Here is a 24,938-nt window from a genome sequence, read left to right as displayed (position 1 = left end):
AAGCGCGGATGCGCGGGTTGCAACCGTCAGCCGCGCAGGAAACGCTCGGCGAGTTGCACCCAGTAGGCCGCGCCCGTGGCGAGGCAATCGTCGTTGAAGTCGTAACCGGGGTTGTGCACCATGCAACCGCCCTCCCCGTCGCCGTTGCCGATGATGAGGTAGCTGCCGGGGCAGCGCTCCAGCAGGAACGAAAAGTCCTCGCTGCCGGTGAGCGGGTCCATGTTGTGGATCAGGCCTTCGTCGCCCAGCCAGTCGCGCGCGACCTCCTGCGCGAACGCGGTCATGGCCTCGTCGTTCACGAGCACCGGATAGCGGCGCTGGTAGTCGATGCGGGCCGTCGCGCCATAAGCGCTTGCCTGCGCGTGCACGAGCGCCGTGATGCGCTCCTGCAACAGGTCGCGCACTTCGGGGCGCAGCGCGCGCACCGAGAGCCGCATTTGCGCGGTTTGCGGAATCACGTTGGGAGCGTCGCCCGAATGGATCGCGCCCACGGTGACGATCGCCATGTCGAGCGGCGGCACGTTGCGCGACACGATGGTCTGCAAGGCGAGCACGACGTTCGCGCACACCACGACCGGGTCGATCGCCTTGTGCGGCACCGCGCCATGGCCGCCGCGCCCGTCGATGTCGATGATGACGGTGTCCGACGACGCCATGAACGGCCCCGCGCGAAAACCGAGCTTGCCCGTGGGAAAGCCGGGCATGTTGTGCATCGCGAAAACCGCATCGCAGGGAAAACGCTCGAACAGGCCTTCGTCGAGCATGCGCTTCGCGCCGCCCAGACCTTCCTCGGCGGGCTGGAACAGCAGATGCAGCGTGCCGTTGAAGTTGCGCGACTGCGCAAGATGCTTCGCCGCCGCGAGCAGCATGGCGGTGTGACCATCGTGGCCGCACGCGTGCATCTTGCCGGGAATGCGGCTCTCGTAGTCGAGGCCGGTGGCCTCCTGAATGGGCAGCGCGTCCATGTCGGCGCGCAGGCCGAGACGGCGCGCGCCGTCGCCCACCTTGAGCGTGCCCACGACGCCCGTGCCGCCCAAACCGCGATGCACCTCGTAGCCCCATTCCTTGAGCCGCTGCGCGACGAGGTCGCTCGTGACGAACTCTTCGAAGCCCAGTTCGGGGTGCGCGTGGATCTCGTGGCGCAGCGCGATCATCTCTTCTTCGATCGCGGCGATTGCGGCCGGGATTGCCATCGTGTTCATGCATCGTCTCCAGAGCAAAAGGCAATATGCGGGATTGCCGAATCGCTTGAGGATAATGACGTCGCTTTTACACGGACAGCCCTAAAATGGTTGGCCCGCCAACCAGAAGTGCGCACTCGGGTTATCCCTTATGAAGTTCCACCAGTTCCGGGCGCTCGTCGCCATGGCCGATACCGGCAGCATTCGGGCGGCCGCGCGTCAGCTCGGCATCTCGCCCGCGGCGGCAACCAAGGCGGTGCGCGAACTGGAAGCCGAGCAGCAGATCGCGCTCGTCACGCGCAACGCGAACGGCATTGCGTTCACGGAAGCGGGCCAGGCGCTGCTCGTGCATGCGCGGCTGATCGTGCACCAGATGTCGCGTGCCCAGGACGAACTCGACGCGCGGCGTGGGCGCGGTGGCGGCAAGCTCGCGATCGGCGTGACGCCGTGGCTCGCGCTCTCCTTCCTGCCCGACGCCGTCACGCAGTTTCGCGAGCGCATGCCCGAGATGCAACTGGAGTTCTACGAAGGCTTGCTCAACATCGTGATGCCGCGCCTGCGCGACGGCTCGCTCGACTTCTCGCTGGGCAAGCCCGGCCCCGCCTCGCTGCATGCCGAGTTCACGCAAACGCCGATCTTCGCCACGGAATCGGCCGTGGTCGTGCGCAAGGACCACCCGCTCTCGCACGCCCAGTCGCTGCGCGAACTTCAGGATTGCGAATGGTTGCTCAACTGGGACCCCGCGAGCAAGGACATGATCGCCGACGATGTGTTCCGCCGCCACGGCCTGCCGCTACCGCACAACGTGCACCTCGCGCACTCGTTCGTGGTGGCTATGGGGCTTATCATGAATACGGACATGGTGAGTATCTTTCCGTGGCCGCTCGTGGAGACGCGCTTTGCGCGGGAGAACCTGCGAGCGCTCACGCTCCATGAGGAAGTGGATCGGACGGTGGTGAGCGTGGTCGCGCGGCGTGGTGTGCCGCTATCGGCCGCTGCCGAGTGCTTTCTCGACTGCCTCAAGGAGGCGATTCACGCCGGCGAGGCCTCGGAGAACCTCGAGCGGCGGCGGCTTTATCATTCGCTCGAATTGTTGATTTGAGTTTTGTTTGGATTGCTGGTGATTTCGTGTTTTCTTGTTTTCGTGTCGGTATGCCAGCGTTGCCCCTGTGCGGGGCGGCACCTACTTTTCTTTGCAGCGGCAAAGAAAAGTAGGCAAAAGAAAGCCGCTCACACCGCTAGCGCCAGCCACCGTTCACCCCGCACCGTATTTGTCAGTGGCTCCGGAGCGTCTGTCACCTCGCACCTTCATCGGTAGTGACAAAGGGCTCATCCTTCCGGTGGCGCTACGCGCCCCGAAGGGCATAACCAAAACCACCAACCCCGCGTGAAGCAAGGCGGGTTTCCCTTGCGGATCTTTCCGCAGCGCGCGAAGCGAGCAGCGGGAAGTATGACTGCCTTGTCACTACGTTCAAAGGTGCGAGATGACAGACGCTCCGGAGCCACTATCTGGGGTGGCGCGGGGTGAACGGTGGCCGGCACTAGCGGTTTGAGCGGCTTTCTTTTGCCTACTTTTCTTTGCCGCTGCAAAGAAAAGTAGGTGCCGCCCCGCACAGGGGCAACGCTGGCAGACCGACACGAAAACAAGGAAACACGAAAGCCCAAAAAACCACGATTCAAGCCTCAAACAACCACCTAGAACGACGTCCCAATCTGAAACTGAAACTTCTGATACTGGTCACCCGCATGTTTCACGATCGGGAAACCCAAGTCGAGCTTGAGCGGCCCGATCGGCGAGATCCACTCCAGACCCGCGCCATAGCTGTAACGCAGACCGTTCGCGCCAGTGCTGCTGCCCTCCGAGCCCCAGACGTTGCCGCCATCGACGAACGTAAACACACGCAGCGTGCGGTCGTACCCCGTACCGGGCAGCGGAAACGTCAGCTCGATATTACCGACCACCATTTTCGAGCCACCGATCGGATCGTTGGTCGTGGCATCGCGCGGGCCGAGCGAACCGGACTCGTAGCCACGCACCGAGCCGATGCCGCCCGCATAGTAGTTCTTGAAGATCGGATAAGGCTTGCCGTCAAGACCATTGCCATAGCCGCCCTGGAAGTTAAACCCCAGCACGAAGCCGCGCGCGAATGAATAGTAGTACTGCATTTGTGCATCTGCCTTGTAGTACTGCGTTCCCGCCGGCGTCCCGTATTCGGCATTCGCCTGGGCGTAATAACCGCGGCTCGGCACCAATGCGCTGTCGCGGTTGTCGCGCGACCAGCCCACCGTGAGCGGCACCGTATTCGAAACACGCCCGAAATCGTTGACATAATCCTTGTAGGTCTGCGGCGTGTTCGCGTCGATGTCGAGACGATCCTGCTCGATGCCAAGACCAAAGTACACCATGTCCGTTTCGGAAAACGGAATGCCGAACTTCATATCCGCACCGTACGAAATGATGCGAAAGCTCGTGTCGTTGGTGCTCGAATAGTAAAGCGGCTCGGTCGTGCGGTAATAGACATCGGTAATGCGCTTGATACCGTCCACGGTGAAATACGGATCGACCTGCGTCACCGAGAGCGTGCGATACGTCGAGGCCGTATTCACGTTGAGCGAGAGGCTGTTGCCCGAGCCGAACACGTTGTCCTGCGAAATGCCCGCCGAGATGATGGGCCCCTCACCCGAGCCATAGCCCACGCCGAGTGACAGCGTGCCGGTGGGCTTCTCGGCCACCTTCACGTTCACATCCACTTCGTCCTGGGTGCCCTCCACGGGCACCGTGGTCACGTCGACGTCGGTGAAGTAGCCGAGCCGGTTGATGCGGTCCTTCGAAAGCGCGAGGCGGTTCGAGTCGAACCACGCGCTTTCGAGCTGGCGCATTTCACGGCGAATCACTTCGTCGCGCGTGCGCGTGTTGCCGGTGATGTTCACGTGGCGCACGTACACGCGGCGGCTCGGGTCCACTTGCAGCGTGAGCGCGACCGTGTGATCCTTCTGGTCGATTTCGGGCAATGCGTTCACGGTGGCGAACGCGTAACCGTATTCGCCGAGCTTGTCGACGATCGCCTTGGTCGTGTCCTTGAGCTTCTGCGCCGAAAACCGCTGCCCCGGCTTGATGCCGACAAGCTTTCGCAACTCCGCTTCGCGGTCGAGCAGATTGCCGGCCATCTTGACGCTCGAAATCGTATAGGGCTCGCCTTCGTGTATCCCGACCGTGAGGTACATGTCCTTCTTGTCGGGCGAAAGCGATACCTGCGTCGAATCGATATTGAATTCCAGGTAACCGCGGTCGAGATAGTACGAGCGCACGTTCTCCAGGTCGCCGGTGAGCTTTTCCTTAGAGTAGAGATCGTTCTTCGTGTACCACGAGAACCAGTTCGGCGTGGAAAGCTGCATTTCGTCCAGCAGTGTGCCCTCGCTGAACGTGCTGTTGCCGATGAAGTTGATCTGGCGAATCTTCGCGCTCGGCCCCTCGACAACCGAGAACAGCAGGCCCACGCGGTCGCGGTCGATCGGCGTGACCGTCGTGGTGACTTCGGCCGCGTAGTAGCCGCGCGTGAGGTACTGGCGCTTGAGCTCCTGCTCCGCCTTGTCGACGAGCGCCTTGTCGAAGCTTTGCCCAGGCGCCAGGCCGACCGACTTGAGCGCCTTCGTGAGATTGTCCTTGTCGAACTCGTGAATGCCCGCGAAGTCGATCGTGCCGATGGCGGGACGCTCCTGCACCTGCACGACCACCGTGCGGCCTTGCGCGGATATTCTCACGTCGCTGAAGAAGCCCGTGGCATAGAGCGCGCGAATTGCATCGGAGGCCTTATCGTCGGTGAAAGTGTCGCCCTGCTTGATCGGCAGATACGCGAACACGGTGCCCGGCTCGATGCGCGTGAGCCCGTCGATGCGGATGTCCTGGACCACGAAGGGCTCGGTGGCGTGCGCCGCCGCGCTCACGCCGAGGCCAAGCCCGGCGAAGGTCAGCGCGCGGGCGTAGCGCGCGGTGTGAGTTGATGCCGTCATGCGGGAGGTTGAATGTGAGGCCAACGAGTGAGACCAACGATGGAAACCAGCGAATAACGCCGACGCAACCGCCGCGCAAGCTGCGCAGCCCGGCTGCGCGGCATCAGCCACGGAAGCAGGAGTGCAACAAATGCGGCTGAACGCGCGGCGAACGATCCGCGCCTATTGCATGCTGACGCCGCCGGGGCGGCGCAATTTCGCCAGCCCCGTGGCGAACGACATCACCTCGGTCATGTGAGCCGCTTGCGCGGGATGCAGCCGGAACGACAGTTCGGCGCCGCCCGGCAAGCGAAAGCTCACGACGAGATGCGGCACGTCGCCCGATTCGCGGCCGATCTCCCAGGCCTCACAAGGCATGGTGAATTTCACGCTTGCGGCTTTCTGGCGAATGCGCTCGGAGCGGCCAATCGCGTTCGAGAGCGCCGCGAGCAGTTCGTGCATCACCGAGCAATGCAGCGCGACGCTGTTCGGCTGATTGCCGTTCACCATCAGATACTGGCCGTCCGCAGTCAGCTCGAAATCGTGCAGGGAATGAATGGCGAGAGCCGGGGACGAAGACATGAGCAGCGCTCCGTGACAAATGCATCGGCGGAGTCTAGTGCCGCGGGCGCGGCGCGGGCGTTACCCACGCGTTACACGAATTACTTTCATCAATATTGCGTGCGGGTGGAATGCTGACGCTTCGGGCGCGCGCGGCTAATGCCGTACGCACGTGAAGCGGCTTACGACCGGCGGCCTTCGGTCCGATGAATGCGATGACGTGAAAATTTTTCGTAACCGGAGCGGTTACGCGTGCTTTCGATAAGCAGACAAGTTTCCTGACACTGTGCCGCTTCGACAGCGGCGCGCTACACGGTGAAATCCGCACGAAACGCCGAAACGGGGGCATGCACCGCAAGCGCTTGCACAGGAAAGCACTGCACGAGGCGAGCAAAATCGCGTTCGCGTTCGGCCTGGGCGAGCAACTTCGCAGCGCTGTCCTTGCGGACACACCCATGACGGTCGAGAAATTGCCCCCAGAGCGAAAGCGCGCGCAAACGGGCCACCGGTTGCGCGCTTGCCACATACACAGCAGGAAAGAGCCGCCGATACGCCGGCAGGTTGTAAAGCCACGATGTGCCGTGCACAAGCGGGTCGCGCGACGCGTCGCCGCTCTCATGCAGATGCGCGCGCAATTGATCGATCAGGCGGCGCAGTTCGTCGCGCCGCGCGTCGAAGCGCCGGATGTCTAGCGGCGACAGGCCGTTGTCGGCCTGGGCGTTGAAGTGCAGGCGCAGGCCGCCGTGCGGCTCGCGCGCGTAAGAAAAGCAGCCGAACGTTGCCACGACCGCCGGGCCCGCCCGGTGCGTCTCGTTCGCCTGGCAGCGCTGCACATGGCGCCAGGTCCACTCGCACTGCCCGGCCTCGCTTGCATACCTGTTGATGCCGCTGAGATAGGCTTCCCAGAGGGGATGCGCGGCGTCGAAACCCCGCCCCGCGCCAAAGCGCACGTACAGGTTCGTGCAATCGAGCAGCGCCGCGCCAAGCGGCATGTCCGCCAGGCGCGCCGCCGCGCGCGCGAAGCGCACCTGGAGGTCGTAGAACGCGCGTTCGGGTCTCACCGGGCCTCGTCTCCCTCGTCCACGATACAATGCGGTTGCGTCCGATCCGTCCCTCGCTGCCTCTATCCAACATGCAGAATTCTACCCGGGCCTTCCTTCTGGGCCCGTTGCTCAAAGGCGTTTCCCGTTCGTTCTACCTCACCATGCGCGTGCTGCCCGGCGGCATGCGCGACCCGGTGGGCGAAGCCTATCTGCTCGCGCGCGCCGCCGACACCATCGCCGACACCGCGCTCATTCCGCCACCACGGCGGCTCGCGCTGCTGCTCGCGCTGCGCGAGCGCGTGAACGGCACGACGAACGACGACAGCTTGCTCGCCGATCTCGCGGGCGAGGTCGCGGGCCAGCAAACGCAATCGGACGAGAAATTGCTGCTCGAGTCGCTGGGCGGCGCGCTCGACGTGCTCGCGCAACTCGACGACGCCGACCGCCAGGCCGTACGCGAGATCGTCACGACGCTCACCGAGGGCATGGAATTCGATCTGCGCACCTTCCCCGACGAGCGCTCGGGCCAGGTGGCCGCGCTGCACACGTGGGACGAACTGGACCGCTATACGTACCTCGTGGCGGGCTGCGTGGGCGAGTTCTGGACGAAGATGACTTACATGCATCTGCCCGGCACGCTCGCGCCCGCGCTGGAGCAAACCATGCACGCGCGCGGCATCCGCTTCGGCAAGGCCTTGCAGATGGTGAACGTGCTGCGCGACTGCGGCAAGGACCTGCGTATCGGGCGCTGCTACCTGCCCGCCTCGATGCTGGCCCAGGCCGGTCTCAGCGCGCCGGATCTGATGCAGCCCGGCGCCTCCGCACGCGCCCGGCCGATCATGCTCGAACTCGTGCGCATCGCGCTCGATCACTTCCGCGCGGCCATCGACTATACGTTCGCGCTGCCGCGCCTTTCGGTGCGCCTGCGGCTCGCGTGCCTCTGGCCCATCCTGATCGGCCTCGAAACGCTCGATCGGCTCGTGGACAACCACGACTGGCTCGATCCCGCGAAAACCTCCAAGGTCACGCGCAACGACGTCTACCGCATCCTGGCCTGCTCGACGGCGCTCGCGCCTTCAAACGCACTGCTCGGTGTCTGGTTCAAACGCCTGATCACGCGCATCGAGGTGCGCCTGAAGGCCTGAGCGACTGAGCACGCGCCCATAAAAAAGGCGCGCCACGCGGCGCGCCTTGTGCGACTCACAACGACACTCAGCCCTTTTCGCCGCGATAGAGCTTGATGATCGCGGAAAAGTCGAGCTTGCCGTCGCCACGGCTGCTCATGGCCTGGTAAAGCTGCTGCGCGAGCGCGCCCATGTAGGCGGGCTGATGCACGCCCTTCGCGGCGTCGGTGGCGAGGCCGAGATCCTTGAGCATGAGATCGGTGCCGAAGCCGCCCGTATAGCCACGCGTGGAAGGCGCGGTCTCGATCACGCCGGGGAACGGGTTATACGTGTCCGAACTCCAGCAGCGCCCCGTGGACGTGTTCATGATGCCGCCCAGCACCTTGGGGTCGATGCCGAGCGACTCACCCAGCGCCATCGCCTCGGCCACGCCCGCCATCGTGATGCCCAGCACGAGGTTGTTGCAGATCTTCGCGACCTGCCCCGTGCCCGTCTCGCCGCAATGGACGATGTTCTTGCCCATGCCCGTGAGCACGGGCTTCACGCTCTCGTAGTCCGCCGCGCTGCCGCCCACCATGAACGTGAGCGTGCCCGCCGCCGCGCCGCCCGTGCCGCCCGAAACGGGCGCGTCGACGAACGCGTTGCCCTGAGCCGCGGCCAGCTTCGCGAACGCCTTCACGCTCGCCGGGTCGATCGTGCTCGAATCGATGATCGTCACGCCCTTCGCGATGCCCGCGAACACGCCGTCCTCGGCGGTGAGCGCGCTGTGCACGTGCGCGGCCGCGGGCAGCATGGTGATGACGCACTCGGCGCCGCTCGCCGCCGCCTTCGCCGACGCGGCCTTCTGCGCGCCCGCATCGGCGAGCGCCTGCATGGCGCTTGCGCTCAGGTCGAACACCGACACCGCATGTCCCGCCTTGAGCAGATTGAGCGCCATCGGCGCGCCCATGTGGCCCAACCCGATGAATCCGATTTTCATGCGCCTGTCTCCGTTATTGTTCAGGATCCCAAATCTTCATCAGGGCCGTATCTCAGCGCAGGCTGATCGTGGTGTTCACGCCATCGCTCACGGTCGCGTCGTCGAACCAGCGCGCCGTGACCGTCTTGGTCTGCGTGTAGAACTGCACGACCTGCTTGCCGTAGGGCCCAAGGTCGCCGAGCTTCGAGCCGCGCGAGCCCGTGAAGCTGAAATACGGCACCGGCACCGGAATCGGAATGTTGATGCCGACCTGGCCGATGTCGATTTCGCTCTGGAACTTGCGCGCCGCCGCGCCGCTTTGCGTGAAGAGGCCCACGCCGTTGCCGAACGGATTCGCGTTGACGAGCGCGATGGCCTCGTCGAGCGTGTTCGCCGTGAGCACCACGAGCACCGGCCCGAAGATCTCGTTCGTGTAGATGTCCATGTCGGTCTTCACGTCCGTGAACACCGTGGGGCCGACGAAGTTGCCGCTCTCGTAGCCCGGCACCTTCACGTCGCGGCCGTCGAGCGCAAGCGTCGCGCCCTGCTTCACGCCCGATTCGATCAGGCTGAGAATACGCGTCTTCGCCGTGCGCGAAACCACGGGCCCGACGTCCGTCTTCGGTTCGTGGCCCGCGTTGACCTTGAGCGTTTTCGCCTTTTCCACGAGTTCGTCCACCCACTGCTGCGCGGAGCCCACGAACACGGCCACCGACGTCGCCATGCAGCGCTGGCCCGCCGCGCCGAACGCCGCGCCGACCAGCGCGTTGAGCGCCTGCTCGCGATTTGCATCGGGCAGCACGACAGCGTGGTTCTTCGCGCCCATCATCGACTGCACGCGCTTGCCGTGCTCGCTGCCCAGACGGTAGACGTGCGTGCCCACGGCGGTCGAGCCGACGAACGAAATGGCCTTCACATGTTCGTGCGTGCAGATCGCGTCGACGACTTCCTTGCCGCCGTGCACCACGTTGAGCACACCCTTCGGAATGCCGGCTTCGATTGCGAGCTCAACGAGTTGCATCGTCGAAAGCGGGTCCTGCTCCGAAGGCTTGAGCACGAAGGTGTTGCCGCACACGATCGCCATCGGGAACATCCACAGCGGAATCATGGCCGGGAAATTGAACGGCGTGATGCCGGCGCACACGCCCAGCGGCTGTTGCAGCGTGTAGGTGTCCACGCCGCCCGCCACGTTCTCGGCAAAGCCGCCCTGTTGGAGCGTGCCGATCGAGCACGCGTGCTCGACCACTTCGAGGCCGCGGAAGATGTCGCCTTCGGCGTCGGGCAGCGTCTTGCCCTGCTCGGCGGTGAGCGTCTGCGCGATGCGCGGCATGTTCTCGCGAATCAGCGCCTGCAACTTGAGCATGATGCGCAGACGCGTGCCGATGGACGTGTTCTTCCACGTCGCGAACGCAGCGTGCGCGGCCTTCACGGCGCGGTCCACTTCCTCGACGGTCGCGAACGGCACGCGCGCCAGCACTTCCTGGGTGGCCGGGTTGACGATGTCGCGCCATTCGCTGGTTTTGGACTCCACGAACTCGCCGTCGATCAGAAGCTTGACGGTCGAGACATGAGCATTGGATGCCTGGGTCACTGCATTCATCTTGAACTCTCCCTGATGGATTCGAACGGGCCGGCCTGGGCCGGACAAAACGGAATAACCGAAATCTTCAATGGCGGCGCGCACGAGCGCCTGCACACGAAGACAGGCGCGGCGTGCGTCACAGGAATGGAGGCGTGCGAGGGAACGAAAGTCGCGTTGAAGGCGAGCGTGTTGCGCTGCCGCCGGGCGTGGCGGTCGACTGCATGGGCATCGTCTGTCTCCATCCTTGTTGTACGTGACCGTATATGTTGCGGTCTGCAACGAGTATAGTTACTCGAATATCCACGGCATATAGATGAAAAAGCCCATCCGATATGCAAAAAAACACAACGAGCAAAATGGAGACACTGAACTGGGACGATTTGCGCTACTTCCTCGAAGTCGCGCGCACGCAACGCGCGAGCGGGGCGGCAAAGCGCCTGGGCGTGGATCACACCACGGTCGCGCGCCGGGTGCGTGAGCTGGAGGCGGCGCTCGGCACGGTCCTGTTCGACAAGTCGCGCTCAGGCGGCTTCGTGCTGACGGCCGAAGGCCAGCGCCTGCTGGCCTATGCCGACGCAGTGGAAACCACAGTGCAGTCGGCCAGCGAGCAGTTCGCGCTGGGCGCGCAGTCGCTCTCGGGCCATGTGCGCGTGGGCTCGACGGAGGGGTTCGGCTGCTTTTTTCTCGCGCCGCAACTGGCGCGCTTCACGGGCCAGCATCCCGACATGTCGATCGACCTGTTGCCGGTGCCGCATTTCGTGAGCCTGTCAAAGCGCGAGGCCGATCTCGCGATCATGCTGGAGCGGCCCGAGCGCGGGCAGTATGTCTACACGAAGCTGTGCGACTACCGGTTGCGCCTGTACGGCACGCCGGCCTATCTGGAACGCCACGAGCGCATCCGTTCGCCCGTTGACCTGCGCAATCACGCGTTTATCAGCTATGTCGCCGATCTGGCGTTCAGCCACGAACTGCTCTATCTCGAACGAACGGCGCCGAACGTGACGGCGAACCTGTGCAGCACCAGCGTGATCGCGCAATACCATGCTGCATTGCAGGGTAGCGCGCTCGCCATCCTGCCTTGCTTCATGGCGGAGCCCGACCCGCGCCTGGTGGCCATCCTGCCCGACGAGATCGTCGTAACGCGGCGCTTCTGGCTGTGCAGCCGCGAGGACCTGCGCAAGTTGCGGCGCATCACGTCGCTGTGGGACTACCTGCGCGCGGCGGCCGACGCCAACCGTCCGCTGCTGATGGGCGAATCGCCGCACATGCACTACGTAGAGCCCTGACCCGCCCTAACGCACCCTGAGCCGCCCTGAGCCGCGCCCGGCGGGCAATAAAAAAGCCGCACATGCCATCCACCAGGGGATGGCATGTGCGGCCTTCGGGACGAACCCGGAGCTTATCGGTTCCGGCGCCGCCTCCCGCACCTTCAGGGGCGCGAGGCGAGTGCCGGCACGCGATACGCGGATCGATCAGGTCCCAACCGGGCGGATCGTCAGCGCGTTGCGCACCGACGTCACGCCTTGAACGCCCTTGGCGACGTCCGTTGCGCGATCGACCTGCGACTGCTCGGGCACCGTGCCTTGCAGGATGACGGCGCCGTCTTTCGCGCGCACGGTGATGTTGGAGACGCTGATTTGCTTGTCACGGGCGAGGGCCGAGCGGACCTTGCGGCCGAGCGCGCGGTTGGCGGCGCGGGCTTGCTTCAGCGCAGCCTTCGACTGGTTGACGTTGTGCTGGGCGGCAGCGGTCGGACCGCTGGCCGTGGCGGCTGCCGCGGGCGCTGCGGGTGCGGAGGCCGCATCTTGTGCGTAGACCTGGAACGAAGCCGCCACGAGAACCGTGGTTGCCGCCAGCTTGAATACCTGAATTGCCTTCATGCAGTTTCTCCTGTTGTCACAGTCTTATTGCTGACCCGGAACGGGTCGGTTCACTACACACATTCACCACAAAACATTCGCGCGCCAAAACGCGTTGGGGAGTAACAATACTCCAACAATTTCATTCTTGATGCGAAGCGTGCCAGATCCGTGATTCCACGCCACACTCTGGCATTCTTTTCAGCAGACAAATCGCTTTCCATGTTCGAATGGGGCGTTTGACCTGTTTGCCCAAATAGTGAAGCGCGTTGCGTAAATGCATTTGTAAAGCGTTCAAGCGTCATTTCGCCGGCGCTGCATTGCATCCAACATTGCGGCTATTAAGCATTTCGGCGCAATGCGTTAAAGCGTGTTCCGCCTTGGTGCATGCCACATGAATACGGACGCTAATGGCGCTTTGCGGCGTATTCGGCCTCTCTATTGAACGAGCAACGCGCATCGCACTCGCAGCGTTGACAACGCGAGCACAGGTTTACCCCGAATAGCCAATTGGCAATGCGAGTGCATGGCCGCTTCAATTGGCCAATTGCGCCTTGATCCATCGATAGAACTGCTGGATGGCCGCTTCGCGTGGATGCCCTTCGCGCCATGTGAAGTAATAGTCGAGCGACGCGGGAATGCGCACCTGGCCGAGTTGCACCAGGGCGCCGCGCTCGATGAAACCGCGCGCCAGTTGCAGGCGCGCCGTGGCCGCGCCCTGCCCGGCCACCGTGGCTTGCAGCAGCAAGCCCGCGTCGTCGAACACGGGGCCCCGCTCGGGCTCCTCGCCCGCCACACCCGCGGCGTCGAAGAAGTCGCGCCACGAACGGCGCGAAAAGCGCAGCAGCGGCATCTTCGCGAGATCCTCCATGCGAAAGTCCGGATAGCGGGCAAGCAAGGCCGGGCTGCAAACGGCCACGACCTGGTCGTCCAGCAGCTTGCGGATCTGGAAACCGGGTTCCTCGACCCGGCGGTGCCAGATGCCCATGTCGAACGGATACGGATCGGGCGGCGTGATGTCGGCGTGCATGCGCAACGACAGATCGACCATCGGATAGCGGTCGTAGAAGTCGCCGAGCCGCGGAATCAGCCAGACGGACGCAAAATCGGACATCACGCTCAGTTCGAGCCGCGTCACGCCGCTCACGCCGGGGCGCGTGGCGTCGAGCGCCTCGCGCAGGTCGTCGAGACTGCGGCGCACGCGCTCGGCGAGTTGCGCGCCCGCCGCCGTGGGAATCATGCGGCTGCCGGTGCGCCGGAACAGTGCAACGCCAAGCTCCGTTTCGAGCGCACGCAGATGGTGGCTCACGGCGCTGTGCGTCAAATGCAATTCTTCCGCGGCGCGGCTGAAACTGCGCCGCCGCGCGGCGGCTTCTAGGGCGCGCAGCGCCTGCAAGGGTGGGAGGGATCGGGCCATGACGTCAAATTCTACTCACAATGCCGTTTGAAATCTCTCTCTGGCCTCATGCACCACAATCGCCAATAATCGAGCCCAGGCATTCAATCCGCTTTCGGGCTTCACCCGTACCATGACCTCACTCAGACTGCGCGTATTCGCCGTATTCGCGCTCGGCTACTTCATTTCGTACCTGTTTCGGGGCGTGAATCTCGGCTTTGCGCCTTTTCTCTCGCACGAACTGGGCTTTACCGCCACCGACCTCGGCACACTCACGAGCGTCTATTTCCTCGGCTTCGCGGGTGCCCAGATTCCGGGCGGCGTGCTGCTCGACCACTATGGGCCGCGCCGCGTCACCGCGTGCGTCATGCTCGTGGCCGCGGCGGGCGCGGTGATTTTCGGGGTTTCGCACAACCTGGCCGCGATGATGGTCGGCCGCCTGCTGATCGGCGTGGGCGTCTCGGTGTGCCTGGGCGGCGCGTTCAAGGCCACGGCGCAGCACTTTCCCGTCGCGCAGCTCACGCTCGTGAACGGCCTCGTGATGGCCGTGGGGGGCCTGGGCGGCGTAGCCGTGGGCGCGCCGCTCTCGTGGCTGCTCTCCATTGCGCCGTGGCGCGCGGTGAGCCTCGGCCTGGCCGTGCTCACGGCCGTCGTGGCCGCCATCATCTGGATGGGCGGGCCGCGCACGCGCGACACCCACCACCAGGCGAGCGTGCTCGAACAGTTCAAGGGCACCGCCCACATCCTGCGCAGCCGGGCGTTCTGGAAAACGGCGACCTTCTCCAGCCTCACCCAGGCGGTGTTCTACGCCATGCAGTCGCTGTGGGTGGGCGCGTTCCTGCGCGATGTCGTGCCGGCCGGCACCGCCGATATCGGCACGCGCGCGGCCTCGCTCGTTTCCGTGCTGGGCGGCGCGTTCATTGCCGGCAACATCGGCTTCGGCGCGCTCGCACGCGGCTTCGAGCGGCGCGGCGTGAGCGTGCACCTTTTCTCCGGCGTGACGATGGCGCTCTTCGTGCTCGTGCAGGCCCTGCTCGCGGCGCGCGCGCCGCTGCCCGCCACGCTGCTGTGGGCGGCATATGGCGCGCTCGGCGGCACCGGCATCCTCACTTATGCGGTGCTCGCCGAATACTTTCCGCCACGCCTGATCGGCCGCGTGAACACCACCTTCACGCTCGTCATCTTCATCGGCATTTTCGTGTTGCAGATCGCGATCGGCGCCGCGCTCGCGCACTGGCCCGCACTCGACGGCCATTACCCCGCCGTCGCGCATCAAACCGTGTGGGCCATCCTTGTGGTGCTGCAAGTGCTGTGCGCGGTGTGGTACTTCATGCCCTCGCGGCGCACCAGCGCGGCGCGCCACGCGATCGAAACGCAATAAAGCGCCTGCGTGGCGCGGCTTTGCGCCCGCGTTCATTTCGATAGCACGATTTCTTCCTTTGACGCGCGCCGTGCTCCACTAACATGGATGCGCGAGCGTCGCGCGCTGTACTCGTGCGATACAACATCCCGGTCGAGAAAAGCAAATCTCGATTCATTGGTTGTCCTGATCGCCGGGTCCGGAAAAGAATGACCCACGGGCAACGACGGCCAGCCACGGCTCGCTGGAGTGCCCCTCGCTTTGTCACTCCTGTCCGAACCTGCCCATGCGTTCCTATCGCGTCTTGCAGTACCTGCTTTGCGCCGCGCTTTCGCTCGCGTCGCTGCACGCCGCCGCCGATCGGCCCAGCGTGATCCGTATCGGCGTCGCGCAGCAAGGCGCAGGCGATCCGCCCACCTTCGGCGGCTCCCCGGCCGCCACCGTGCAAAACCAGCAGTTGCTGGAAAAGGCCTTCGCCGCCGACGGCATCAAGGTCGAATGGCTGTTCTTCAAAGGCGCGGGCCCGGCCGTGAACGAGGCCATTGCCAACAATGCGCTCGACTTCGCGTTTCAGGGCGACCTGCCCGCCGTGCTCGCGCGCGCCAACGGGCTCAAGACCCGCATCCTGCTCGAATCCGGCGTGCGCTCGGGCGTGAAGATAGGCGTGCCGCCCGACTCGGACATCCATTCGATCAAGGACCTCAAGGGCCGTCGCGTCGCCATTTTTCGCGGCACGAATCTGCAACTCGTGGCCGACAATTCGCTCGCCGCCAACCAGCTCGACGAGCACGCGCTTCGCGTGATCAACCTCGACACCGCCAGCTCGCTCGCCGCGCTCGCCTCGAAGGGCATCGACGCTTCGGTGAACGACTATCACCTCTACCGGCTGCGCGACCAGGGGCTCGCGCGCATCGTCTACGAGTCGCAGCGTGATGGCCCGCAGTTCACGCGTCAGTCGCATCTGCTTGTGCTCGACGGCTTCGAGAAAGCGCACCCCGACATCGTGCAGCGCGTGGTGGACGTGTTCGTGCAGGCGGCGCAATGGTCGTCCGACGAAGCGAATCGCGACGCGCTTTTCAAGCTCTGGGCGAAAAGCGGCGTGAGCTACGCGTCGTGGCAAGCCGAATTCGCCGACCAGCGTTTGAAAGACCGCAATTCGCCGCTCATCGATCCGTTCATCGTGGCGCGCTACAAGGCCGTCGCGCAGGACGCACTGCGCCTGAAGCTCATTCGCCAGCCCGTGGACGTGGATTCGTGGTTCGAGCCGCGCTACCTGGACAACGCACTGCATGCGCAAAAGCTCGATCACTACTGGCCCCGCTACGACGCGGCGGGCAAGCCGCTCGGCTGAGCACGCAAGGAAACAGGCGAGATGACCGACACCGCGATCACGATCTCATCCGACACGCCACGGGCCGTCGCTTCGCGCAGCGACGCGACCGCTCCGCACGCGTATGCGAACTCGCGCTGGCGCAGCGCGCTGCGTGCCTGCGCGTGGCGTCTCGCGCCCTGGCTGCTGCCCGCACTGCTATTCCTGCTCTGGAGCGTGGGCAGCGCGCGCGGCTGGATCGCGCCGCAAATCCTGCCGGCGCCGCAGCGCGTGTATGAAACGCTCGTCGATCTCGCCCAAAGCGGCGAACTCGCGCGCAACACGCTGATCAGCCTGCAACGGGTATTGCTCGGCTTCGCGGGCGGCGCGTTGCTGGGATTCGCGATCGGCGCGGCGCTCGGACTCTCGCGCACGCTCGAAGCGTGGGTGCTGCCGAGCTTCAATGCGATCGTGCAGATTCCCGTGCTGGGCTGGCTGCCGTTTTTGCTGTTGCTGGTGGGCGTGGACGAGCCGCTCAAGTATCTGCTCATCGGCCACGCGGCGCTCGTGCCCGTGACGCTCAGCACGATGCAGGGCTTTCGGCAAACGCCCGCGGCGCTCGACGAAGTCGCGCGCGTGCTTGCCTATACGCGCTGGCAACGCATCGTGAAGGTCGTGCTGCCGGCCGCCGTGCCAACGCTCGCAACCGGTGTGCGCCTCGCGTTTACCAAGGCATGGCTCGCACTCGTCGTGGTCGAGCTCGTCGCGTCGTCCGAAGGGCTCGGTTATCTGATCGTGTACGGGCGGCAACTTTTTCAGCTCGACCTCGTGATGGCCTCGGTGGTCGTGGTGGGCGCGGTCGGCTTTGTCATCAACCGGTTGCTCGACGCGCTGGAAAAGCGCTTGCGGCGCGGCACGCCCTCGGCGTTTCGCGGCTGATTGCCTTCGCTGCGCATGGTCGAAAGGAGAAATCGTCATGAGATTTTCGCTCGCGCGCAAAGACGCGCCCCCCGTTTGCTCCTGTGAAGCGACAGTCGAAACGCCACGGCGTCGCGTCGATTTTCGCGGCGCGGCACTGCCCGTCGCGGCCATTGCGCTGTGGTGGGCCGTGAGCGCCGCGCATCTCGTGAAGAGCGGCCTGCTCGTGAGTCCCGCCGACGTATTTCGCACTGCTTTGGAACAGATCGAGAGCGGCGCGCTGATCCGCGCGCTGTCGGCCTCGCTCGCCCGCGAAGCGTGCGGGTTCGCCATCGGCGCTTCGGCAGGCTTGCTGCTGGGCGGCGCGCTCGGGCTTTCGCGCGTTGCCGCGCGCATCGTGGGTCCGAGCTTCGACACCTTCAAGCAGGTCTCGCTGTTCGCGTGGATTCCGCTCATCTCCGTGTGGTTCGGACTGGGCGACGCCGCCAAGGTCGTCTTTCTTTCGCTCGCGGCCTTGCTGCCGGTCGCCGCGCACACCTGCGACGGCATTCACGCGGTGCCGCGCAAATATGTGGAACTCGCGCACGCGCTGCGCTATTCGCGAGTCCAGTTGATCCGCTACGTTCTGCTGCCCGCCGCGCTGCCCTCCATTTTCACGGGCCTCTATCTCGCGCTCATCTATTCGTGGCTCGCCACGCTCGGCGCGGAATATCTGCTCGTGGCGGGCAGCGGCATCGGCAATCTGCTGATCGACGGCAGCGAGCAGTTCCGCATGGACCTCGTGCTGTTCGGCATCGTCGTGGTGGGCGTCACGGGCTGGGCGCTCAACGCGCTCGCGCGGTTCGTGGAACGCGCCGTGCTGGCCCGCCTTCACGTCACCATTCAATGATTCGTACTGCCATTCAATTGATCCTGAGAGAGACCGCCCGATGAGTACCCTGGAACCCGAAGGAATCGACATCCTTCACGTGAGCAAACGCTATGGTGCGGGCGACTCGGCGCTCGTCGTGCTCGACGACGTGACGCTGCACGTGCGCCCCGGCGAATTCGTGAGCGTGCTCGGCGCGAGCGGTTGCGGCAAGTCCACGCTGCTGCGCCTCATAGCGGGCCTCGACGCCGGTTACAGCGGCGCGATCATGATGGGCGGCGAGCGCGTGCGCGACACGTCGCTCGAACGCGGCATCGTGTTTCAGGATCACCGGCTGTTCCCGTGGCTCACGGCCGCGCAGAACATCCTCGCGGCGCTTCGCAATGCGCCGCTGTCCGCGCGCCAGAAGGACCAGGCGGTGGCCGAACACATCGCGCTCGTGGGGCTTAACGGTTTCGAACATGCGTATCCGCATCAGCTTTCAGGCGGCATGGCGCAGCGCGTGGCGATCGCGCGCGGACTCGTGAACCGGCCGCGCGTGCTCCTGCTCGACGAGCCGTTCGGTGCACTCGACGCGCTTACGCGCGGCCGCCTGCAAAACGAGCTGCTGCGTATCTGGGAGCGCGAGCGCATCACGATGATCCTCGTCACACACGATGTCGACGAAGCGATTTACCTGGGCGACCGGGTCGTCACGATGGCGCCGCGTCCGGGCCGCATCCGGCGCATCGTGGAGGTCGGTTTGCCGCGCCCGCGCGAGCGCGCCGATCCGCGTTTCGCGCGGCTGCGCAACGAGATACTTGCCGAATTCTCCGAAGCGACGACGCTCGCCGGTAGCGAGACGGCTTCCAACCCCGCCATCCCCCCGGAACCGTGGCGCATGGCGTGGTGAGCGCACCGACCGACTGGCCGGTCGTGGCTTGCCCGTGACTCATGATCATGATGCCGGTTCAACCGGCGACACCCCGAATGTGCCAATCGCGCGCGGCGTGAGAAAATGCGTCTTCGAACGGAAACGCATGTTGCGCCCGCGCTTCACGCTCCAGCCCACTTTCCCGTGCTTTGCGGCTTTTTCGGCCTGTTTGCCAACATATCCCGTCGGTTCGACGAATGGAGTGTGGGCGAGCCGGTGTCTCGCGTGGTGCGGCTGGCAGTTTTCCGATCCGCAAGGGGTCGCCTCAGCGTAAACTCACGCTGTTGCCATTCGATAGTGTCGATTCATGATAAAGAGAGAAACATCCATGCCAGACCACACTCATTCGCACGACGATCACTCCGACTCGTGCGGCTGCGATTTGCTACATCTGCTCGACGGCGTGGACGAATTCACTCATCACGTGTTCCCGGGCAACAAGGAGCTGTTTCACAGCCTCGCCCATAGCCAGGCGCCGCACACGCTGTTCATCACCTGCGCCGACTCGCGCGTCTCGCCGGAAATGATCACGCAGGCCAAGCCCGGCGACCTGTTCGTCTGCCGCAACATCGGCAATATCGTGCCGGCTTACGGCGAAATGCTGGGCGGCGTTTCCGCGGTCGTGGAGTTCGCGGTGCTCGCGCTCAACGTGAAGCAGATCGTGCTGTGCGGCCATACCGATTGCGGCGCGATGAAGGGGCTCGCCTCGGGCGCCGAAGCGACCGCCGACATGCCCACCGTGCAAGCCTGGCTGCGCAACGCCGAAGCCGCGCGCAGCGTGGTGAAAACGCGCGGGCTGGATGACGGCCAGGTCGTCCAGGCGCTCGTCGAAGAAAACGTCCGCCTGCAACTCACGCACTTGCGCACGCACCCCGCGGTGGCCGCGCGCGTGGCCCAGGGCCAGCTCGAACTGCAAGGCTGGGTGTACGACATCGGACACGGCAAGGTCACCGTGCTGGACGAAGCGCACGGAAAATTCGAATCGCTCGGCCAGGCGCGCACGCGCCTGCGCAAGCGCGTCGAGGAATGACCGGGCGCTGACGCGCCCAATCATCACGGCGCCCTCACGGGGCGTCGCCGGGGCGGCGGTTCTCGCCGCCCTGCCAATCCCTCTTTTATGCATTGCGCATGAATTGAAGCGCGTTCAACGGCGCGGCTCGCGCATTGCCGCGCGATTTTCTCAATTAAGGCAACAATTCTTTTCATTTTAGGGGTTTTACCTAGGTGAAAACCCGAGTACACTTCCGCCCGTACTACATGCGGCGTCCTGCCGCACAAGAAAAATAATTCCGGAGGTTGGTCGCTCATGCCGTACGTTGCCACGCCGTATCCGCTACGCCACACGTCTCATCCCGGTTTCACCCGTACCACCCGTACTACCGACGCTTCACGTCGTACCGCGCTGCGCTAGTTCTGCACGCGTGTCCTGTCGTCGCGCACACGCGATGGCAGGCAAACCCAAGGCCCACTCCGCGTCATCGCCGTTTTCATGTCACCACTCGTGTGGCGTCAGACGGCGCGCGCCCTTGCGCGTATGGACGCCCGGTAATGGGCACTTCACCCGTCACGGGCCGAACGCCCGATTACCGAAGGAGCAAGTCCATGGAGTCCGCACAGAAGTCGCACGGCAAAATCGAAGTGAAGCTGTTCCTGCATCCGAACGATCATCACCGCGCGATGGTCGCCGCGAAGGCGCTCAATCTCGCCGAACGCGAGTTCTACGCGCTGGCGCTGCATCTGGGCTCGAACCAGATCCTGCGCCAGGCCGAAGACGTCTGAGCGCGCCTCGCCGCCAAATACGCTGCGCGAGGCGCGCCCCGACGGCATCACACGGGCGAGGGATTGCGCTCCGCGAAACCTTCCTGATGCCAGTACGGGTAGGCCGGGCGCACCGCGCTCGCGGCATCGAGCTTCGCCACCTGCTCAGGCGTGAGATTCCAGCCCACCGCTCCGAGGTTCTGGCGCAACTGCGCCTCGTCGCGCGCGCCGATCAGCACCGTCGCGACCGTCGGGCGTTGCAGCAGCCAGTTCAGCGCGATCTGCGGCACGGTCTTGCCGGTTTCCTTCGCGATGTCGTCGATGGCGTCGATCACGCGAAAGAGGTATTCGTCCGGCACTGGCGGCCCCTGATCGGCGGTCTTGTGCAGGCGGCTTGTCCCGGGCAGCGGCTGGCCGCGCCGGATCTTGCCCGTGAGACGCCCCCAGCCCAGCGGGCTCCACACCACCGCGCCCACGCCCTGGTCGAGCCCGAGCGGCATCAGCTCCCATTCGTAGTCGCGCCCGATCAGCGAGTAGTAGGTCTGGTTCGCGACGTAGCGCGGGTAGCCGTAACGATCGGCCACGGCCTGCGATTTCATGAGATGCCAGCCCGAGAAGTTCGACACCCCGGTGTAGAGAATCTTGCCCGCGCGCACGAGTTCGTCGAGCGTGGACAGCACCTCTTCGGCCGGCGTCCTCGCGTCGAAGCCATGTAGCTGGAACAGGTCGATGTAATCGGTTTGCAGGCGCTTGAGCGCCGCGTCCACCGCTCGCTTCAAATGGAAGCGCGACGAGCCCACGTTGTTGGGTTCGTCGTCGAAGCGGAAGGTCGCCTTCGTGGAGATGATCACCTTGTCGCGGCGGCCCTTGAGCGCTTCGCCGAGCACCGACTCCGACGCCCCGCCCGAATAAATGTCGGCGCTATCGAACATCGTGACGCCGGCTTCGAGACAGATATCGATCAGGCGGCGCGCCTCGGCGACATCGGTCGCCCCCCACGCCTCGAAAAACTCGCCCTTGCCGCCAAACGTGCCCGTGCCGAAGCTCAGCACCGGCACCTTGAATCCCGACGCGCCCAGAAAACGGTGTTCCATTTCCGATTCTCCACATAGAGAGAGGTTGACGATGAAATGCAGTCAGCCGACGAGTCTACGCGCATCGATTCGAGCGTGGCGGCAGCCCCGCACCGCGCCCCCGCACAGCATCGCGGCTGTACATAAGCGTTTGCGTAACGGAAACTGTTGCCTTTGCGCGCGCGCTTTCTGCTTCACTATCCGGTCCGTCATGTTCCGATCGGCAACAAGCACTGCTCACTGCAAATGATCCTCTCCCCTTCGCACCGCCCACGCTCCCCCGTCACCCTTGCCCGCCGCGCGGGCGCGGAGGTCCGATGACCGCTCCCGCGCAACGCTCCGGCGGCATCGGCTGGCTGCCGTACGTCGTCGCCGCCACCTTCTTCATGGAGTATCTGGACACGACCGTCATCGCCACGGCGCTGCCGCAGATGGCGCGCTCGTTCGGCGTCGGCCCGAACAGCCTGAGTCTGGGCGTGACCGCCTACATGCTCGCGCTCGCCATTTTCATTCCGGCCAGCGGCTGGGTGGCGGACCGCTGCGGCTCGCGCACGGTTTTTTTCGGCGCCGTGGTCACGTTCACGCTGGCGTCCGTGTTGTGCGGGATCGCGCAGAACCTCGATGAGTTCGTGGCCGCGCGCATCCTGCAAGGCATAGGCGGCGCGATGATGGTGCCGGTCGGGCGCATGGTGGTCGTGCGCAGCACCGAGAAAAGCAAGCTCATGCAGGCGATCTCCACGATCACCTGGCCCGCCATTGCCGCGCCCGTGGTGGGGCCGCCCATTGGCGGTTTCATCACGACCTATGCGTCGTGGCGCTGGATCTTTCTGCTGAACGTGCCTTTCGGGCTCGCCGTGCTCGCGGCCATCGCCGCGCTGGTGCCGAACCTGCGCGGCGAGCAGCGCCGTCCGCTCGACGTGACGGGCCTCGTGCTGAGCGGCGCGTCGCTCACCGCGATCCTCTACGGGGCCGAGCGCGCCAGCCAGCCGGGCGAGAATCCGTGGGTCGCGGTGGCGATCGTGGCGGCGGGCATCGCGATCGGCGTGATCGCGTTTGCGCATGCGAAACGCCATCCGCATCCGCTCATCGATGTGTCCACGCTGAAAATCCCGACGTTTTCCGTGACGGTCGTAACCGGCTCGGTCACGCGCATCGGCATCGGCGCCGCGCCTTATCTGATGCCGCTGCTGTTCCAGATCGGCTTCGGGCTCTCGGCGTTCAAGTCCGGCCTGCTGCTGCTCGCGAGCGCGCTCGGCAACCTCGGCATGAAGGCGCTGACCACGCGCATCCTGGAACGCTGGGGCTTCCGGCTCGTTTCGGTCGTCGACGTGACGATTGCCGGCGTCTCGCTGATCGCATGCGGCCTGCTCACGCCCGGCACGCCGATCGCCATCGTGCTGATCGTCGTGTTCGTTTATGGCATGACGCGCTCGATGCAGTTTTCCACGCTGGCCACACTCGCCTACGCCGATGTCGCGCAGCCGCAGATGAGCGCCGCCAGCACGCTCTGGAGCGCGGCGGCGCAGATGACCATTGGTCTCGGCATTGCGTTCGGCGCGCTCGCGCTGCGCGTGGCGGCGACGGCCAACGGCGAAACGACCGGCCACGTGTTCACGCTCGACGACTTCCGCCTGGCGTTCCTCGGCGCAGGCGTGCTCACGCTGCTTTCGGTGTGGGGTTATGCAAGGATGGCGCGCGATGCCGGCCAGAATGTGGGCGGCGGCTCGCGCAGTCAGCGCGCGTAGCGAGACGCGCGCGGCGAGGGAAAGAAGCGCCGGGCATCAGGCGAGGCCCGGCGCGGCGCAGCGTTATTTGGAAAGGCTCGCGCGCACGGTGTATTCCTCGTCGTTGCCCGCTTCGAGCGCCTCGGCATCGGCATAGGCGTGCGCGGCATGGAACTCGGTGGAGAGCGGCTCGACCGGATAGCCGTGGCGCTCCCAGGCGTCGAGACCGCCCCGCAGCGCGCGCGCGTGATAGATGTGCTTGTTGCGCAACTGGCTGACGATACGCTTGGCCGTCGCTTCGTTCGGGCACACGCAATACACCACGATCGGTCGCGAGAGCAACTCGGGCGAGAGTTCCTCGCTCGATTCGAGGTTGAGCGGGCGCGCGCCGGGAATGCGATACGACTCCTTCTCACGCACGGTTTGCGGGCGCGCGTCCAGCACGATGGGCGGCGCGCTCGACTTCATCATTTCGTCGAGCTGGTCGGGCGAAATACGGTGGGTGGCGAGCCAGTGGCGAAACTGCATGCGCCGCAGCAAGCGCCAGGCGAGGAACACCACGCCCGCCACGGCCAGCACGTCGAAAATGGTCATGCCGTTGGCGCGCACGAACGCCGCGAAGCGCACGATTTCCGCATGGAGCGCCGCGCCGCCGAGCAGCCAGGTGCCCGCCCACAGGGCCGCGCCAATCGAATCCCACAGCAGGAAAACATGCACGGCCACCGTGGTCGTGCCGAGCAGCGGCGCGGAAATGAGGCCGAGCCCCGGCACGAACTTGGCCACGGAGAGAATCGGTGCGCCGTAACGCTCGAAGACGTTGCGCGCGATCCGGATCGTCGTGTCGAGCGACAGGGAAAAACGCACGAGGCCGTTCAGCAGACGCCGGCCACGCATGCGGCCCGCCGCAAACCAGAGCGAATCGGCGAGCAGCGTGGCGATCACCGCCGCCGCCAGCAGGCTCGCATACGACGTTTCCCCGCCGGCCGCCATCGTGCCCGCGAGAATCAGCACCGGCGCGGCCGGCACGGGCACGCCCAGTTGCGTGACGAGCACGCTGAGAAAGACCGCTCCGGCGCCGAAATCGGGTGGAATCGCGGTGGGGAGCGTCAACATTTCGAGATATCCTGCGCGCAGCGTGGGTCAGGTAAGGAAACATGGCGCGCACGCGCCAGCCGAGGGTGGAGATTACAGCAAGGCGGGTTTCCTTGCTCACCTCGACGCCTGGGCAACGGCGGCATGGGGCCCGGCGATCCGGCCCCGCCGTTGCCGCTTTCGCGCCGATGCGAAACGGTGCTACTCTCGTGGAAGTTGCTTTTTTCAG

21 protein-coding genes are annotated in these 24,938 nt (G+C 65.0%); 11 read left to right on the top strand and 10 right to left on the bottom strand.

Features of this window, described 5'->3' with window-relative positions; genetic code table 11:
* Nucleotides 1–26: 26 nt before the first annotated feature.
* On the bottom strand, nt 27–1,202 hold the full coding sequence (locus C7402_RS13675) for a M20 aminoacylase family protein (protein ID WP_112177017.1): 1,176 nt from the start codon (nt 1,200–1,202) through the stop codon (nt 27–29).
* Between the two features lie 130 nt (nt 1,203–1,332).
* Between C7402_RS13675 and C7402_RS13670 the strand changes: the two genes are divergently transcribed.
* The gene (locus tag C7402_RS13670; RefSeq protein WP_116611041.1) at nt 1,333–2,283 is read left to right on the top strand and encodes a LysR substrate-binding domain-containing protein; all 951 of its coding nucleotides are present in this window, start codon (nt 1,333–1,335) and stop codon (nt 2,281–2,283) included.
* 593 nt (nt 2,284–2,876) lie between these two features.
* Here the strand turns inward: C7402_RS13670 and bamA are convergent.
* The 3 genes from bamA to C7402_RS13655 all read right to left on the bottom strand — a co-directional run bounded on the left by bamA (nt 2,877) and on the right by C7402_RS13655 (nt 6,793).
* Complete coding sequence (bamA, locus tag C7402_RS13665) at nt 2,877–5,192, bottom strand: outer membrane protein assembly factor BamA (RefSeq protein WP_116611040.1); 2,316 nt, start codon at nt 5,190–5,192, stop codon at nt 2,877–2,879.
* Between the two features lie 162 nt (nt 5,193–5,354).
* Nucleotides 5,355–5,753 (bottom strand): hypothetical protein, encoded by a 399-nt coding sequence (locus C7402_RS13660; protein ID WP_116611039.1) that lies wholly within the window; start codon nt 5,751–5,753, stop codon nt 5,355–5,357.
* A 287-nt stretch (nt 5,754–6,040) separates the two neighbouring features.
* Complete coding sequence (locus C7402_RS13655; protein ID WP_116611038.1) at nt 6,041–6,793, bottom strand: hypothetical protein; 753 nt, start codon at nt 6,791–6,793, stop codon at nt 6,041–6,043.
* 71 nt (nt 6,794–6,864) lie between these two features.
* Between C7402_RS13655 and C7402_RS13650 the strand changes: the two genes are divergently transcribed.
* Entirely contained in the window at nt 6,865–7,920 is a 1,056-nt protein-coding gene (locus C7402_RS13650; protein ID WP_116611037.1) for a phytoene/squalene synthase family protein, read from the top strand.
* A 67-nt stretch (nt 7,921–7,987) separates the two neighbouring features.
* On the opposite strand, the gene mmsB is transcribed toward C7402_RS13650, so the two are convergent.
* Nucleotides 7,988–8,878, bottom strand: coding sequence for a 3-hydroxyisobutyrate dehydrogenase (gene mmsB / locus C7402_RS13645; protein ID WP_116611036.1), 891 nt, complete (start codon nt 8,876–8,878; stop codon nt 7,988–7,990).
* A 52-nt stretch (nt 8,879–8,930) separates the two neighbouring features.
* Nucleotides 8,931–10,457: a CoA-acylating methylmalonate-semialdehyde dehydrogenase gene (locus C7402_RS13640; RefSeq protein WP_112177023.1), complete on the bottom strand. Its 1,527-nt coding sequence runs from the start codon at nt 10,455–10,457 to the stop codon at nt 8,931–8,933.
* A gap of 314 nt (nt 10,458–10,771) precedes the next feature.
* On the opposite strand from C7402_RS13640, the gene C7402_RS13635 reads away from it, so the two are divergent.
* The gene (locus tag C7402_RS13635) at nt 10,772–11,725 is read left to right on the top strand and encodes a LysR family transcriptional regulator (protein ID WP_116611035.1); all 954 of its coding nucleotides are present in this window, start codon (nt 10,772–10,774) and stop codon (nt 11,723–11,725) included.
* 186 nt (nt 11,726–11,911) lie between these two features.
* Here the strand turns inward: C7402_RS13635 and C7402_RS13630 are convergent, their stop codons facing one another.
* Entirely contained in the window at nt 11,912–12,319 is a 408-nt protein-coding gene (locus C7402_RS13630; protein ID WP_116611034.1) for a BON domain-containing protein, read from the bottom strand.
* A 514-nt stretch (nt 12,320–12,833) separates the two neighbouring features.
* Complete coding sequence (locus C7402_RS13625) at nt 12,834–13,715, bottom strand: LysR substrate-binding domain-containing protein (protein WP_112177026.1); 882 nt, start codon at nt 13,713–13,715, stop codon at nt 12,834–12,836.
* Between the two features lie 112 nt (nt 13,716–13,827).
* On the opposite strand from C7402_RS13625, the gene C7402_RS13620 reads away from it, so the two are divergent.
* From C7402_RS13620 to C7402_RS46925, 7 genes are all read left to right on the top strand, one after another.
* Nucleotides 13,828–15,075: an MFS transporter gene (locus tag C7402_RS13620; RefSeq protein WP_116611033.1), complete on the top strand. Its 1,248-nt coding sequence runs from the start codon at nt 13,828–13,830 to the stop codon at nt 15,073–15,075.
* Nucleotides 15,076–15,340: 265 nt separating this feature from the next.
* Nucleotides 15,341–16,405 carry an ABC transporter substrate-binding protein gene (locus C7402_RS13615; protein ID WP_116611032.1) on the top strand — a complete coding sequence of 355 codons (1,065 nt, stop codon included), beginning with the start codon at nt 15,341–15,343 and terminating at the stop codon, nt 16,403–16,405.
* A gap of 21 nt (nt 16,406–16,426) precedes the next feature.
* Nucleotides 16,427–17,302 carry an ABC transporter permease gene (locus tag C7402_RS13610; RefSeq protein ID WP_116611031.1) on the top strand — a complete coding sequence of 292 codons (876 nt, stop codon included), beginning with the start codon at nt 16,427–16,429 and terminating at the stop codon, nt 17,300–17,302.
* A 37-nt stretch (nt 17,303–17,339) separates the two neighbouring features.
* Complete coding sequence (locus C7402_RS13605; RefSeq protein WP_116611030.1) at nt 17,340–18,170, top strand: ABC transporter permease; 831 nt, start codon at nt 17,340–17,342, stop codon at nt 18,168–18,170.
* Between the two features lie 40 nt (nt 18,171–18,210).
* Nucleotides 18,211–19,041, top strand: a complete 831-nt coding sequence (locus C7402_RS13600; protein ID WP_116611029.1) for an ABC transporter ATP-binding protein — start codon at nt 18,211–18,213, stop codon at nt 19,039–19,041.
* Nucleotides 19,042–19,390: 349 nt separating this feature from the next.
* Entirely contained in the window at nt 19,391–20,092 is a 702-nt protein-coding gene (locus C7402_RS13595; RefSeq protein ID WP_112177032.1) for a carbonic anhydrase, read from the top strand.
* 572 nt (nt 20,093–20,664) lie between these two features.
* Complete coding sequence (locus C7402_RS46925; protein ID WP_165841885.1) at nt 20,665–20,841, top strand: hypothetical protein; 177 nt, start codon at nt 20,665–20,667, stop codon at nt 20,839–20,841.
* A gap of 47 nt (nt 20,842–20,888) precedes the next feature.
* Here the strand turns inward: C7402_RS46925 and C7402_RS13590 are convergent, their stop codons facing one another.
* Nucleotides 20,889–21,914 (bottom strand): aldo/keto reductase, encoded by a 1,026-nt coding sequence (locus C7402_RS13590; protein WP_116611028.1) that lies wholly within the window; start codon nt 21,912–21,914, stop codon nt 20,889–20,891.
* A 296-nt stretch (nt 21,915–22,210) separates the two neighbouring features.
* Here C7402_RS13590 and C7402_RS13585 point away from each other — a divergent pair, with 296 nt between their 5' ends.
* Nucleotides 22,211–23,638 carry a DHA2 family efflux MFS transporter permease subunit gene (locus C7402_RS13585; RefSeq protein ID WP_116611027.1) on the top strand — a complete coding sequence of 476 codons (1,428 nt, stop codon included), beginning with the start codon at nt 22,211–22,213 and terminating at the stop codon, nt 23,636–23,638.
* Nucleotides 23,639–23,701: 63 nt separating this feature from the next.
* On the opposite strand, the gene C7402_RS13580 is transcribed toward C7402_RS13585, so the two are convergent.
* Nucleotides 23,702–24,730, bottom strand: a complete 1,029-nt coding sequence (locus C7402_RS13580) for a VTT domain-containing protein (protein ID WP_112177035.1) — start codon at nt 24,728–24,730, stop codon at nt 23,702–23,704.
* Nucleotides 24,731–24,938 lie beyond the last annotated feature (208 nt).

It is taken from the genome of Paraburkholderia unamae, assembly GCF_003096875.1.
Lineage (GTDB): Bacteria > Pseudomonadota > Gammaproteobacteria > Burkholderiales > Burkholderiaceae > Paraburkholderia > Paraburkholderia unamae.
The sequence above is the reverse complement of the archived record's forward strand: the minus strand, read 5'-3'. Positions and strand labels throughout refer to the sequence as shown.

Coding starts and splice junctions, on each gene's coding strand:
- C7402_RS13620 (WP_116611033.1), top strand. CDS start 13,828: ATGACCTCACTCAGACTGCGCGTATTCGCCGTATTCGCGCTCGGCTAC.
- C7402_RS13615 (WP_116611032.1), top strand. CDS start 15,341: ATGCGTTCCTATCGCGTCTTGCAGTACCTGCTTTGCGCCGCGCTTTCG.
- C7402_RS13610 (WP_116611031.1), top strand. CDS start 16,427: ATGACCGACACCGCGATCACGATCTCATCCGACACGCCACGGGCCGTC.
- C7402_RS13590 (WP_116611028.1), bottom strand. CDS start 21,914: ATGGAACACCGTTTTCTGGGCGCGTCGGGATTCAAGGTGCCGGTGCTG.
- C7402_RS13640 (WP_112177023.1), bottom strand. CDS start 10,457: ATGAATGCAGTGACCCAGGCATCCAATGCTCATGTCTCGACCGTCAAG.
- C7402_RS13670 (WP_116611041.1), top strand. CDS start 1,333: ATGAAGTTCCACCAGTTCCGGGCGCTCGTCGCCATGGCCGATACCGGC.
- C7402_RS13625 (WP_112177026.1), bottom strand. CDS start 13,715: ATGGCCCGATCCCTCCCACCCTTGCAGGCGCTGCGCGCCCTAGAAGCC.
- C7402_RS13595 (WP_112177032.1), top strand. CDS start 19,391: ATGCCAGACCACACTCATTCGCACGACGATCACTCCGACTCGTGCGGC.
- C7402_RS13585 (WP_116611027.1), top strand. CDS start 22,211: ATGACCGCTCCCGCGCAACGCTCCGGCGGCATCGGCTGGCTGCCGTAC.
- C7402_RS46925 (WP_165841885.1), top strand. CDS start 20,665: ATGGAGTCCGCACAGAAGTCGCACGGCAAAATCGAAGTGAAGCTGTTC.
- C7402_RS13605 (WP_116611030.1), top strand. CDS start 17,340: ATGAGATTTTCGCTCGCGCGCAAAGACGCGCCCCCCGTTTGCTCCTGT.
- C7402_RS13630 (WP_116611034.1), bottom strand. CDS start 12,319: ATGAAGGCAATTCAGGTATTCAAGCTGGCGGCAACCACGGTTCTCGTG.
- C7402_RS13650 (WP_116611037.1), top strand. CDS start 6,865: ATGCAGAATTCTACCCGGGCCTTCCTTCTGGGCCCGTTGCTCAAAGGC.
- bamA (WP_116611040.1), bottom strand. CDS start 5,192: ATGACGGCATCAACTCACACCGCGCGCTACGCCCGCGCGCTGACCTTC.
- mmsB (WP_116611036.1), bottom strand. CDS start 8,878: ATGAAAATCGGATTCATCGGGTTGGGCCACATGGGCGCGCCGATGGCG.
- C7402_RS13635 (WP_116611035.1), top strand. CDS start 10,772: ATGCAAAAAAACACAACGAGCAAAATGGAGACACTGAACTGGGACGAT.
- C7402_RS13660 (WP_116611039.1), bottom strand. CDS start 5,753: ATGTCTTCGTCCCCGGCTCTCGCCATTCATTCCCTGCACGATTTCGAG.
- C7402_RS13600 (WP_116611029.1), top strand. CDS start 18,211: ATGAGTACCCTGGAACCCGAAGGAATCGACATCCTTCACGTGAGCAAA.
- C7402_RS13580 (WP_112177035.1), bottom strand. CDS start 24,730: ATGTTGACGCTCCCCACCGCGATTCCACCCGATTTCGGCGCCGGAGCG.
- C7402_RS13675 (WP_112177017.1), bottom strand. CDS start 1,202: ATGAACACGATGGCAATCCCGGCCGCAATCGCCGCGATCGAAGAAGAG.